Consider the following 12,900-nt stretch of genomic DNA (forward strand, 5'->3'; position numbering starts at 1 on the left):
GCATGACCGCAGAGTCCCAAGCGCCCCCTGGAGGTGCCCGATGACGACCACTCTGCGCAAAGGCCCCGTGCTCCCTTCGCTGCTCCTCGCACTGCTCGGCTGCAACCCCGAAAGCGAAGCCGAAGCCGCCGTGCAATGCCAGCGCACCCTGACCGCCAACGTGGTCGCCCTCGACCAGCCGTTGATGTTCAACCGCCTCGGTGCACAGAACGCCAACGGCATGATCTACGCCCTGCGCCAGGACGTGGTCGACGAACGCAACGTACCCCTTACCCGCGGCGGCGCCGCGGTGCCCGGCAAGGTCACCCTGCGCCCCGACAAGCGCCCACGCCCGATCGTGCTGCGCCTGGCCGCCGGCGAATGCCTGACCGTCACCCTCACCAACCTGCTGGCCTACCAGGCCAACCCCAACAAGCACGGCATCCACCCCGAGCAGCCCGAAGGCGAAGAAGGCGAAGAAGGCGAAGACAACGAGCTGCCCGAAGTGCAAGGCGACGGCCATTTCATCGCCGACGAGCAGGTCAGCGACCGCCATGTCGGCTTTCAGGTCAACGGCCTGCAAGCGGTCAACAGCATCGCCGACATAGCCGCCAACACCGGGCGCAATGGCAACTTCCTGGTCGCCCCCGGCAACACCCGCAGCTACACCCTGTACGCCGAGCGCGAAGGCGCCTTCGCCGTCACCAGCCTGGGCGCCACCTTCGGCGGCGAGGGCAACGCCGGCAACGTCGCCAACGGCCTGTTCGGGCAAGTGATCGTGCTGCCCAAAGGCGGGCGCAGCTACCGCAACACCCTGGCTGAAGAAGACATGCGCCTGGCCACCACCGGCCGCACCGCCACCGGCCAGCCAGTGATCGACTACCAGGCGCGCTACCCGCAAGGCGAGCCCTGGCTCAGCGAAGGCAAGGCCGGCAAGCCGATCATCGCCATGCTCGACGGGCTGGAGATCATCAGCAGCGAAACCGACGCCATCGTCATGGGCCCCAACCCCGACGGCAGCTTCCCGCCCAGCACCTACCCGCTGGAAAGCCTCGGCAAGCGCAACCCGGCACTGCCCAACCGCCTGGAGGCCTTCCGCGACTTCGCCTCGCAGTTCGCCGACGAAGTGGCCGGCACCCAGGCGTTCCCCGGCTATTGGGCCGACCCGGTCATGGGCCATGTGCTGGAACCAACCCGCGATTCGTTCATGATCAACTATGGCTCCGGTGGCATGGGCGCGGAAGTTGTGGCCAACCGCCTGGGCGTGGGGCCGATGCACGACTGCCTGTCGTGCGCCTACGAGGAGTTCTTCCTCAGCGCCCACACCGTGGGTGACATCGGCACCCTGGTGGACGTGCCGGCCAACGTTGGCCTGGAGCGCATCCGCCCGGGCGAAGTGCCGCCAGCCAGCGCCACCGGGGTCAAGGCCAGCATGGCCCTGTACCCGGCAGAGCCTGCCAACGTGCACCACAGCTACATCGGTGACTTCACCAAGTTTCGCAACACCCACAACGGCCACGAGCAGCACATCTTCCACCTGCACGGCCACCAGTGGTTGTTCAACCCCAACGACGACAACTCCGACTACATTGACGCCCAGGGCATCGGCCCGGGGGTGGGTTACACCTACGAAATCGCCAACGGCGGTTCGGGCAATCGCAACCGCGTGGCGGGCGATGCCATCTACCACTGCCACTTCTACCCGCACTTCGCCCAAGGCATGTGGGCCATGTGGCGGGTGCACGATGTGTTCGAGCCCGGCACGCGCCTGGCGGTCAGCGGCGAGGGCGAGAACGGTTTTCACAGCACCCCGTTCGCCCTGCGCAGCGGCATGCCGGCGCCTGGCGCGCGGGCGTTGCCCGACGGCGAGATTGTCGCCGGTACGCCGATCCCGGCCATCGTGCCGCTGCCCGGCAAGGCCATGGCGCCGATGCCGGGCAAGGTCACGGTGGTGCCGAAGCTCGGCGAGGCCCTGGTGGCGCAGCAAGAGGGCGATGACCACCCCGCTGAAAACACCGCCACCCGCGCCGTCGGCTCCCTGGCCCTGGTCGACCGCAGCGAAAGCAACCGCAACGCCGACGGCAGCCTGAAGAACCCCGGCTACCCGTTCTGGATCGGCGGCATGGAAAGCAGCGTTGGCCAGCGTCCGCCAACCCCGCCGCTGGACATGCTCGACCCGGCCCTGGCGCGCCAGCTGAAGAACAGCGGCAAGGCGCTGTGGGCCAACCTTGATGCCAACCAGGTCGACGGCTGGGACGGCGGCCTTGGCCGCCATGCGCTGGACGGCGTATCGGCCGGTGGCGAGGCGGTGACCACCACCACCAAGCTGGATTTCTCCAAGGTGGTGCACAAGGCCAAGCCCATCTACCTGCCCGAGGAGGGCACCGAGGTCGAGCAGGCGGCCATGCAGTACCACGCCAAGGCCGAACACCCAAGCTTCGCCCTGATGCCTGGCGCCAGCCCCGTGGCCAAGGCGTTCCGTACCAACGGTGCGTTACCCACCGCCGGCGCGCCATTCTACGAGCCATGCATGGACGACCGCGGCAAGCGCCTCACCCAAGGCGCAGGCGTGGGTGAGTTCTTCAGCGGCGAGAGCCTAACCGGGCTCAACTTCCGTGGCGCCTCCACCTTCACCGCCGACCGCCCGCGCATCTACAAGGGCGCCAACATCCAGTTCGACGCGGTGTACAACAAGGTTGGCTACCACTTCCCGCAGGCGCGCATCCTCGCCCTGTGGGAGGACGCCTGGCCTGTGATCACCAAGCAGCGCCCGCCAGAGCCGCTGGTGATGCGCATGAACACCTTCGACTGCACCCAGTACGTGCACACCAACCTGATCCCCTCGTACTACGAGATGGACGACTACCAGGTGCGCACCCCCACCGACGTGATCGGCCAGCATATCCACCTGCCCAAGTGGGACCTGACCGCCGCCGACGGCTCGGCCAACGGCTGGAACTACGAAGACGGCATTCTCTCGCCCGGCAGTGTGGTCGAGCGCATCCACGCCATCCGTGCCTACAACCAGTGCAGCGAGGCCGACACCCGCAACGGCACTGCAGCCTGCCCGCAAGCCCGCCAACACCCGTTCTTCGGCCGTTACGGGCGCACCGACTGGCTAGGGGCGCGTACCGCCATGCAGCGCTGGTTCGCCGACCCGCTGGTCAACGTGCACAACGTCGACCGTGGCCTGGGCACCATCTTCACCCACGACCACCTCGGCCCCTCGACCCACCAGCAACTGGGTCTGTACGCCACCGTGCTGGCCGAACCCGCCGGCTCCACCTGGTACCACGCCGAAACCGGCGAGCAGTTGTACAACCCGGCCCAGCGCCAGGACGGCGGGCCGACTTCGTGGCAGGCGGTGATCCAGACCGGCGACCACAACGGTGACGGGCGCAACGACAGCTACCGCGAGTTCTTCCTCGAGTACAGCGACTTCCAGCACGCCTACGAGGCTGGCGTATACGTTGGCGCAGGCCCGGACGGGGTGCCCAACGCCCAGTCCTACCCGGCCACCGCCGACAGCTTCCGCTACGCCATCAACCCGCCGGTACGCCAGAAGGCCTCCAACCTGCTCGAGTCGGTGGTCGAGTCCCGTGGCGGGCTCAACCCCGGCTGCCCGAGCCGGCCATGCCCGCAGGCCATTTCGGTCGACGACCCCGGCATGTTCGTCGTCAACTACCGCAACGAGCCCCTGGCCCTGCGTGTGTTCGACCCGAACAAGGTCGGCCCGGACGGCAAGCGCGGCATGCAGGCCGACGGCCTGGGCGGCGACCTGGCCTACGCCATGCAAACCCGCACCGACCGCGCCATCCCGGCGATGAACCTGGCGCCCTCGGCGATCACCCAGGCGGTGGGCCCCACCGGCGGCACCACGCGCTTCCCGCCGCACATCAACAAGGGTACCGAGCCGGGCGACCCGTTCACCCCGCTGCTGCGCACCTATTCCGGCGACAACGTGCGCCTGCGGGTGCATGCCGGCGGCCATGAAGAGGAGCACAACGTCACCTTGCACGGGGTCAAATGGCTGCAGAACGGCTCGGGCTTCGGCAACAGCTCCAATTCCGGCTGGAAGTCGTCGCAGATGGTCGGTATTTCCGAACAGCTCGGCTTCATGGCGCCGGTGTCGATGATCTCCAGCTCCGCCGCTACCAACGGCGACTACCTGTACTCGCTGGACGCCGCGCTGGAAGGCTACTGGAACGGTATCTGGGGCATCATGCGCAACTACACCGCGCAACGCGCCGACCTGTTCCCGCTGCCCAACAACCCGCAGCCGGTGGCCATGCGCAACACCGTGAACTTCGACGGCATCTGCCCCAAGACCACGGCCAACGCCAATGGCATCGGCACCCGGCCCACGGTCAAGCGCAACTATGAAATCGTCGCTGCGCTGGCCAATGACATCCTCGCCAACAACCACGGGGTGAGCATCAATGACCCGGCCGGCATCGGCCAGCACGTGGGCGCTGCGCTCAAGGCCAACGGCGGCACCCTGGTGTTCAACAGCCGCAAGGTGAGCATCCCGCTGGCCACGGTGCTCGACGAGGAGGGCGGTACCCCGTTCAGCGTCGGCGGCCACAGCTCGCCGCTGCACGACCCCACCGCCGTTCTGTACGTGCGCAAGGCCGACCTCGATACCAGCACCGGCAAGCTCAAGGCCGGGGTGCCGGTAGAGCCGCTGATGCTGCGTGCCAATGCCGGCGACTGCATCAGCATCACCCTGGAAAACCGCCTGCCACTGATGATGCCCGACTTGCCCAGCACCGCAGTAATGCAGCAGGTGGTCAAGCGTGACCGCATGGGCAGCGAAGGCTCCACCGCGTTCAACAACAACCTCATGCGCCCCTCCAGCCACGTAGGCCTGCACGCGCAGTTGCTGGCCTACGACATCACCAAGTCCGATGGCGTGAACGTGGGGCTCAACCCGCTGCAAACCGTGCCGCCGCGCGTCGGCAACAGCGGTGCCTGGCCAACCCGGGTGTACCAGTACTACGCCGGCCACCTGGAACGTGAAGGCAAGCCGGTGCTGCAACTGGGCCGTACTGTCGACAACATCGACAGCACCGCCATCGAGTTCGGCGGCCTTAACTTCACCCCGGCAGATGTCATCAAGCAGCCGCAAAAGGGTTTGGTGGGCGCCATGAGCGTGCTGCCGCAGACCGCCACCTGGACCGAGGACAGCGCCACCCGCGCCCAGGCCACGGTGAAGGTCAGCGGCCAGCCCGATTACCGCGACTTCATCACCGTGTGGCAGCGCTCGATGAACATGCGCTGGGCTGACGGGCGCCCGGTGGAGGGCATCGCCACCGAAGGCAACGGCGTGCCGGGCGACCCGAAAGACAACGGCAACATGGCCATGAACTACCGCACCGAGCCGCTGTGGCTGCGCTTTGCCCGGGCGCCGGACGCGCCGTTCGGGCATGCCGACGGCGCAGGCTTTGCCGACGTAACCAATGCCCACATGGCCTACAGCAACGCCCTGGTAGGTGGCGATCCGCAAACCCCGGTGCTGTGGGCCAAGCCTGGCCAGCCGGTGCGCAGCCACGTGCTGATGCCCAGCGGCGGCAGCCGCGGCATCACCTACCAGCTCGACGGGCACCTGTGGCCGCTGCACAGCTACCAGGCCGAGAAGAGCGATGCCGGCGGCTACCCCATGGGCCTGCCGGGCATCGGCTCGGTGCGCTTTGGCTACAACCCCATGGCCATGTACATCGGCGCCCAGGAGAGCGTGCTGCCGGCGGCGCACTTCAGCTTCATGCTACCCAGTGCCGGTGGCGCCAACGCGGTGCCGGGGGACTACCTGTTCCGCGACTACGCCGCCTACGGCAACACCTCGGGGCTGTGGGGGCTGCTGCGGGTGACCCAGGAGGCTCCGCCGGCGCAGCCCCAGGGGCAGTAAATCCTGTAGGAGCCGGCTTGCCGGCGATGGGGCCGGGCCTGCAAACCCTCACACCTGAGCGTGATGGGCTGGGGCTCCTGGCCCTATCGCCGGCAAGCCGGCTCCTACAGGGTTTTCACACCCGGCCCCGGCTTCGGGGAAGGGGCCTGGGGAATCCTCCCCAACTTTCTCGGGTTGATATCGCAACTTATTGAATTAAAACAATATTCACTCGTGGCACGGCCCTTGCTACTGCCACAGCAGAAGCCCCAGTCTCCCCGGAGGTGCAGCATGCTCATCCCGCTCGAACACCCAGCCCCGCACCTGCCTGTGCTGCGACCAGAGGGCCTGCGACCATGAAACGCCGACTGCACCCCGCCTACATAGGCATGCTGCTGGGCTGGGCCTTGATCGGCCTGGGCGTGGCCTACGAAAACCTCTGGTGCGATGCCCGCGAGCTGCTGCAAGAGCCCGCCGAGCCCGAGACCGGGCACCGCCTGAACCGCGACGGCGTGACCGTGGAGTTCGAAGCCAGGCCCTTGGGCAACGGTGTACTGCGCGAGGGCGACTTTGCCAGCATCCGCTTCAAAGTCAGCGACCAGAACAGTGGCCAGCCGCTGTCGGGCATGGCCCCCGGAGCCTGGCTCGACCCTGCTCAGTCGGCGCCGTTGGGCGACCGCGACAGCAGCTGCAAGGCGCGGGTGGCGTTGTTTCTGAAAAGCAGCATCGGCGCGCGGCCACTGCTCGACCTCAACAGCTACTTCCTGCTGATGCTGAACAAGGACGCCAGCCTGACGGTGATCGACCCTACGGTGTCGGTGGGCGGGGTCACCAGCACCCTGGCGCGCATCGAGCTGCCGGGCCAGCCCATGGACTGGGTGGCCAGCAGCGACGACCGCCAGGTGTTCGTGTCCATGCCCGAACGCAACCAGGTGGCGCTGATCGACACCGAAACCTTCACCCGCGTGGCCACCCTGCCAGCAGGTGAGCAGCCGCTGCGGGTAGCGCTGCAGCCCGACCAGCGCCTGCTGTGGGTAGGCAACAACAGCAGCGACCCGGCCAAGGGCGGGGTGACGGTGATCGATGTGCCCAGCCGCAGCACGCTCAAGTCGTTCATTACCGGCTCCGGGCACCACGAGATCGCCTTCAGCGCCGACTCGCATTTTGCCTTTGTCAGCAACCGCGATGCCGGCACCCTCAGCGTCATCGACATCGCCGAGATGCGCCTGGTGAAGACCCTGCCGGCCGGCAGCCAGCCGTTGTCGGTGGCCTATTCGGCGCTGTCCCAGGCGGTGTATGTGGTCGACGGGCAGGAAGGCAAGGTGCGGGTGTTCGATGCGCGCCGCCACCAGCTGCGCCACACGGTACAGGCCGAACCGGGCCTGGGGCCGCTGCGCTTTAGCAGCGACGGGCGCTTTGGCCTGGTGCTCAACACCCTGGAAAACCAGGCCCTGGTGATCGATGCCAGCAGCGACCAGCTGATCCACCATATCCCGGTGGCTGCCGAGCCCTACCAGGTGGCCTTCACCAAGGGCTACGCCTACGTGCGCGGCCTGGCTTCGCCCAAGGTGAGCATGATCAACCTGGCCAGCCTCGGCCAGGGCCGCACGCCGATCGTCCAGGGCTTCGAGGCCGGCCCTGCGGCGCCGCGCCAGGCCGGTGACCTGCCGCTGGCCCAGGCGGTGAGCGTGTCGCGTGACGACAACTCGGTGTTCGTGGTCAACCCGGTGGACAACACCACGTACTTCTACGCCGAGGGCATGAACGCGCCGATGTCGGGCTACAACAACCGTGGCCACCAGGCCCGCGCGGCGATCGTGGTCGACCGCAGCCTGCGCGAGGTGGCGCCGGGGGTGTACGGCTCGACGGTCAAGTTGCCGGCGGCCGGCACTTTCGACGTGGCCTTCTTGCTCAACCAGCCGCAGATCATCCACTGCTTCAGCACCGAGGTGGCGGCGTTGCCACAGAGCGCCCGGCGCAAGGGCGTGCACGCTGAGTTCATCGGCACCGCCGAGCCGTTGCTGCAGCACAGCCCGTACATGGCCCAGGTGCGCATCCTCAGCGAGGACGGCCAGCCACGCCTGGGGCTGGGCGACCTGAGCCTGCGCTACTTCCTGGCGCCGTCGTCGCTGCCGCGCAACCAGCCGCTGAGCGAAGTGGGCGAGGGCATCTACCAGGCCCCGCTGGAACTTGGCGAGGCCGGTGCCTGGTACCTGCACGTGCAGTCGCCAAGCCTTGGCCGCAAGTTTGCCGAAGAGAACTACACCAGCCTGCGCGTGCTACCGGCCGCGGCGGCGCCAACCGCTTCCCAAGGGGAACCCAGGAGTGTGCGATGAAGCCTGTCGACGGCGGCAAACTGCTTGCCCTGAGCCTGCTGCTGGCCAGCCAGCTGGCCCTGGCCCATGGCGGTCATGATCACGCTGGCAAGCCCGAACAACCCACGGCCACGCGCCAGGAAAAAGCCAGCGTGCGCTTTGCCGACGTACCGCTGCTCGACCAGAACGGCATGCCAGTGCGCCTGGAGAAGGACCTGGTGGGCGATCATCTGGTAGTCATGGGGTTCATCTACACCAGCTGCACCACGGTGTGCCCGGTGGTGTCGTCGATCATGGGCAAGGTCCAGCAGCAACTGGGCGGCCGGGTGGGTGAGGAAGTGCGCCTGGTGTCGATCAGCGTCGACCCGCAGCGCGATGACGCCAAGCGCCTGGCCAGTTACGCCCGCACCTTCCAGCATGGGCCGGGCTGGAGCTGGCTGACCGGCTCGCCCTACGCCATCACTGAAACCCTCAAGGGCCTGGGCAGCTTCAGCGCCAACCTCAGCGAGCACCCGCCGCTGATCCTGGTGGGCGACGGGCGCACCGGCCACTGGACGCGCTACTTCGGCTTCACCGACCCCAGCGTGCTGGTCAACGAAGTCAACCGCTTGGGTGCGCGCCGGGTGCATGCCAAAAGCACGGCCATCGCCGGCCAGCAGGTGCAGCCATGAGCAGCCTGAGCCATCGGCGCACCGGCATGCGCGGCTTCGACTGGGTGGCACTGGGTGTGTGCCTGTGGATCTTCGCCTCGGTGGCCCTGGCCCACGAGGGCCATGCCCCCGCAGCGCAACCCGCACCGCCGGCAATCGCCAGCGCTGGCGGTACCCGCGATGCCCAGGCCTGGTTCACCGACACCCTGCTCACCGACCAGAACGGCCGGGCGCTGCGCTTTTACAGCGATGTGCTCAAGGACAAGGTGGTGATGCTCAACGTGGTGTTCACCCATTGCAACGACGCCTGCCCACTGATTACCCGCAAGCTGCGCGAGGTGCGCGAAGCCATGGGGCCTGAGCTGGCGTCCCAGGTGACCTTCGTGTCGTTGAGCAGCGACCCGCTCAACGACAGCCCGGCGGTGCTCAAGGCGTTCGCTGAAAAGCACGGCGTGGATGGCCCCAACTGGTTGTTCTTGACTGGTGACAAGGCCAGCGTCGACCTGGTGCTGGGGCGCCTGGGCCAGTTTTTGCCCAGCCCCGAGCAGCATTCCACGCAGCTGATTGCAGGCGATGTGGCCGGCAAGCGCTGGAGCAAGATCCGCCCCGACGCCCCGGCCGTCGCCATTGCCCAGCGCATGCAGCTGCTGGCGCAACCCCTGGCGGGGCGGTGAATACCATGAGCACCCGATTCCCTGTAGGCGACTACCCAGCCCTGCGGGCTGCGCTGTCGCGCAGAGAACAAGCCTTGCAGATGCACCGCGCTTCTGTGGGAAGCGGCCTTGTGTCGCGATGGGCTGCGCAGCAGCCCCGGCAATCTTGCCTGAGGCCGAGGCCCTGGGGCCGCTTTGCGCCCCATCGCGACACAAGGCTGCTTCCCACAGGGACCGTGTTAAATCAATACGTTGTAGATTTTTCTATGAGAGCGGGGCTGCTTCTGGCGCTGCTGTTGCTGTGTACCTCAACCCAAGCCCTGACCCTCACCGAGCAGGAGCAAGCCGGCCAGCGTCTGTACCGCCAAGGCCTGTCCAGCAGTGACGCGCAGTTGCAGGCCCAGGTCGGCCCCAGCGGCATCCGCGTGCCGGCCAGTGTGCTGCCGTGCGCCAGTTGCCACGGCCGCGATGGCAGCGGTCGCCCCGAAGGCGGCGTGCGCCCGCCGAGCCTGTACTGGCAGCGCCTGGCGCTGGGGCAGGGCGAGCGCCAGATCAACGGCCGCCGCTACCCGGCTTACACCGCAGCCAGCCTGGCCAAGGCGATTCGCAGCGGGGTCGACCCCGCCGGCAACCGGCTTGACCCGGCCATGCCACGCTTCGACCTGACCCTGGCCGACCAGCGCAACCTCACGGCCTACCTCAAGCGCCTGGCCGATGAGCGCGACCCGGGGCTGGAAGACCAGGTGCTGCGCCTGGGCACGCTGCTGCCCGAGAGTGGCCCCTTGGCCGAGGCCGGGCGGGTGGTGCGGGCAGTGCTGGAAGACGGTATCGAACAGCTCAACCGCCAGGGCGGTCTGCACGGGCGGCGGGTGGAACTGCAAGTGGCAGACCCGGGCACGAGCGCGGCCAGCACCTCCCAGGCCCTGGCCGCCCTGGCGCAGCGCCAGGTGTTCACCCTGGTGGCGCCGCTGGCCCCCTGGCTCGACAGTGGCGCATTGGCGAGCCAGGGCTTGCCGCTGGTGGGCGCCACGCCGCTGGACGGTGGCGGGCCGCAGGTGTTCGACCCGTTGCCGGCGCTGCACGAGCAATTGCTGAGCGTGGCCATGCATGCCCGCGAAGGGTTGGGCCTGCAACGCCTGCAGGTGGTGTTCGCCGGGCAGGATCAAGCCATCGCTGCCGGAATGCTGCTCGAGCGCATGCGGCAAATTGGCTTCAACCCGCCGCCAGCGCAGCCCTTCGAGGGCAGGGCGGTGGCGGGCGAGGGCATCGTATTTCTCGGTAGCCCCCGGGCGTTCGCCGAGCTTGCCACAGCACTCGAGCGCGAAGGGCGCCAACCCTACCTGCTGGCCGCCTCGGCGCAGGTGACCAGCGCGCTGCCGGGGTTGTCGGCGCACTGGTCGCAGCGTCTGCTGTTGGCCTATCCCTTCGCCCCCTCGGACTGGCGTGCACCAGGCCGCGAGGCGTTGCAGGGGATACGCCAGCGCCAGGGGCTGGATGGACGCCAGGCGGCGTTGCAGGTGAGCACGCTGTGTGCCTGGCAATTGCTGGTCGAAGCGCTGCGACAGGTTGGGCGCGACGCCAGCCGCGAGGGGCTGGTTGCAGCGCTTGAGCAGTTGCATGGCGTCGATACCGGGTTGACCCCGGCCTTGGGCTTCGGCCCCGGGCGCCGGCAGGGGCTGGCAGGTGCCCATGTGGTGCAGGTGAGCCTGCCGGGGCCGGGCTTCACCGAGGTGGCGCCGTACCGGGCGGTGCCGGAGCTTCCATAGTGAAAGGATTTTGTGTAGGCGCCCCACCTCCTGTAGGCGCGGCCTTGTGTCGCGAAAGGCACGCGCAGCGGGCCCAGGATCTCGGCATCATGCAAAACCGCCGGGGCTGCTGCGCAGCCCTGTCGCGACACGAGGCCACTCCTGCACAGAGGGTGCTCGATCAGTTCCACGGCTGAGCTTGCCTCACTTGGAGAACCGCGATGCGTACATGGCTGCTTTGCCTGCTGATGCTGGCCCCGCTTTGCCACGCCGACATGCCCGTGGCCCGGGTCAACGGTGTGGCCATCGGCGTACTGCGCCTGGAGCATTACTTCAGCGAGTACCTGCAGGCCCAGGGCCGGGCAGTGACCAGCATCCGCAACCCGCAGCTTTACCGGCGCCTGCGCGAGCAGGCGCTGGACGAGCTGATCGACAAGGAGCTGCTGTGGCAGGCTGCGCAGCGCCTGGGCATCGTGGTCGATGACGCTCAGGTAGCGGCGCAGGTAGCCGAAGTGGAGGCGGCATTCGCAAGCCCGGCGCTGTTCGAGCGGCGGCTGGAGGCGGCGGGTTTCGACCGGGTCGGGTTCGTCGAGTACACCCGTCACGAACTGGCCGCGCAACAAGCCTATGCGCGGCTGAGCGAAGTCGCACCGCCGACGGATGACGAGGTGCAGGCGTTCTACCAGGCCAACCGAGAAAACCTTGCACAAAGACAGAACCAAAGTGATAACACTTCAGTCTCAACGCAAACACCCCTGGCCTTGGCCCGGGAGCTGTTGCTGGCACACCAGCAGGCCCAGGCGCGGCAGTCGGCCCGCCAACGTTTGCGGGAATCCGCTACAGTGGAGCGCATCGACTGAGCGCTGCAGCGGGGCTTTCCCCACTAGTGGGGAATGCACCCATGGGCAAAGTGCCATCAGTTTCCCCGCTTGTGGGGAACGGCCTGTGGCGCTGCCTTTGGGCTTTGCAAAGTATCAAGCAATATCAACAACTTGAATGCGCTATGCGGTAACCCTTCATGCCTGGCACGAAGCCTGCTCAAGCCTGTACAAGGCCGCACTTCGCAGACCGGGAAACCGGGCAGTTCATGGGAGCGGACCTTGGTGAACAGAGTATTGGTGGTCGACGACGAACAGACCCTTGCGCAGAACCTGCAGGCGTATTTGCAGGCGCAAGGCCTGGAGGTCCAGGTTGCCCACGACGGTGCCAGCGGAATCAGCCTGGCTGAACACTTTGCACCGGACGTGATCGTGCTGGATTACCGCTTGCCCGACATGGAGGGGTTTCAGGTTCTGGAGACTGTGCGCAGGAACAGGCAGTGCCATTTCGTGCTGATTACCGCCCACCCTACCGCCGAGGTACGGGAGCGGGCCGCCGAACTTGGGGTGAGCCATGTCCTGTTCAAGCCGTTCCCGTTGATGGAACTGGCCCGCGCGACCTTCGACCTGATGGGCATAGAGCGCCAGCGCAGGGCCACGGACCGCCCGGCAGAGGGCTTTGTCGAGCGACGCCAGAACAGGAACCAATCGTTCCCCTTGCAGTTGTTCGATGGCAGCTGGGTACTGGCCGACCGCCGACGTAACGGCGACACACCGGCAGAGCCTGACGACGAGCAACTGCTCACCGGGGAATAGCGGCGCCCGCGGCCCCTCCCTTCAGAGCCTGCGACGCGCC

7 protein-coding genes are annotated in these 12,900 nt (G+C 67.4%); all 7 read left to right on the forward strand.

What is annotated here, in order from left to right; translation table 11 throughout:
* Positions 1-40: 40 nt before the first annotated feature.
* The 7 genes from mnxG to KSS94_RS11930 all read left to right on the forward strand — a co-directional run bounded on the left by mnxG (position 41) and on the right by KSS94_RS11930 (position 12,860).
* Complete coding sequence (gene mnxG / locus KSS94_RS11900) at positions 41-5,884, forward strand: manganese-oxidizing multicopper oxidase MnxG (protein ID WP_217843170.1); 5,844 nt, start codon at positions 41-43, stop codon at positions 5,882-5,884.
* A 335-nt stretch (positions 5,885-6,219) separates the two neighbouring features.
* Positions 6,220-8,199 (forward strand): cytochrome D1 domain-containing protein, encoded by a 1,980-nt coding sequence (locus KSS94_RS11905; RefSeq protein ID WP_217843171.1) that lies wholly within the window; start codon positions 6,220-6,222, stop codon positions 8,197-8,199.
* Entirely contained in the window at positions 8,196-8,849 is a 654-nt protein-coding gene (locus KSS94_RS11910) for an SCO family protein (RefSeq protein WP_217843172.1), read from the forward strand. Before KSS94_RS11905 ends, KSS94_RS11910 begins: the two co-directional genes overlap by 4 nt.
* Positions 8,846-9,502, forward strand: coding sequence for an SCO family protein (locus KSS94_RS11915; RefSeq protein WP_217843173.1), 657 nt, complete (start codon positions 8,846-8,848; stop codon positions 9,500-9,502). The genes KSS94_RS11910 and KSS94_RS11915 overlap by 4 nt, the downstream gene beginning before the upstream one ends.
* A 272-nt stretch (positions 9,503-9,774) precedes the next feature.
* On the forward strand, positions 9,775-11,247 hold the full coding sequence (locus KSS94_RS11920; RefSeq protein ID WP_437180011.1) for an ABC transporter substrate-binding protein: 1,473 nt from the start codon (positions 9,775-9,777) through the stop codon (positions 11,245-11,247).
* A 200-nt stretch (positions 11,248-11,447) separates the two neighbouring features.
* Entirely contained in the window at positions 11,448-12,086 is a 639-nt protein-coding gene (locus KSS94_RS11925; RefSeq protein WP_217843175.1) for a SurA N-terminal domain-containing protein, read from the forward strand.
* A gap of 240 nt (positions 12,087-12,326) precedes the next feature.
* Positions 12,327-12,860 carry a response regulator gene (locus KSS94_RS11930; RefSeq protein ID WP_217843176.1) on the forward strand — a complete coding sequence of 178 codons (534 nt, stop codon included), beginning with the start codon at positions 12,327-12,329 and terminating at the stop codon, positions 12,858-12,860.
* Positions 12,861-12,900 lie beyond the last annotated feature (40 nt).

The sequence above is a fragment of the Pseudomonas fakonensis genome (assembly GCF_019139895.1).
In the GTDB taxonomy this organism is placed as follows: domain Bacteria; phylum Pseudomonadota; class Gammaproteobacteria; order Pseudomonadales; family Pseudomonadaceae; genus Aquipseudomonas; species Aquipseudomonas fakonensis.

Bases quoted from the DNA above. Each gene is read 5' to 3' on its own strand.
- mnxG (WP_217843170.1), top strand. From the start codon at position 41: ATGACGACCACTCTGCGCAAAGGCCCCGTGCTCCCTTCGCTGCTCCTC.
- KSS94_RS11905 (WP_217843171.1), top strand. From the start codon at position 6,220: ATGAAACGCCGACTGCACCCCGCCTACATAGGCATGCTGCTGGGCTGG.
- KSS94_RS11910 (WP_217843172.1), top strand. From the start codon at position 8,196: ATGAAGCCTGTCGACGGCGGCAAACTGCTTGCCCTGAGCCTGCTGCTG.
- KSS94_RS11915 (WP_217843173.1), top strand. From the start codon at position 8,846: ATGAGCAGCCTGAGCCATCGGCGCACCGGCATGCGCGGCTTCGACTGG.
- KSS94_RS11925 (WP_217843175.1), top strand. From the start codon at position 11,448: ATGCGTACATGGCTGCTTTGCCTGCTGATGCTGGCCCCGCTTTGCCAC.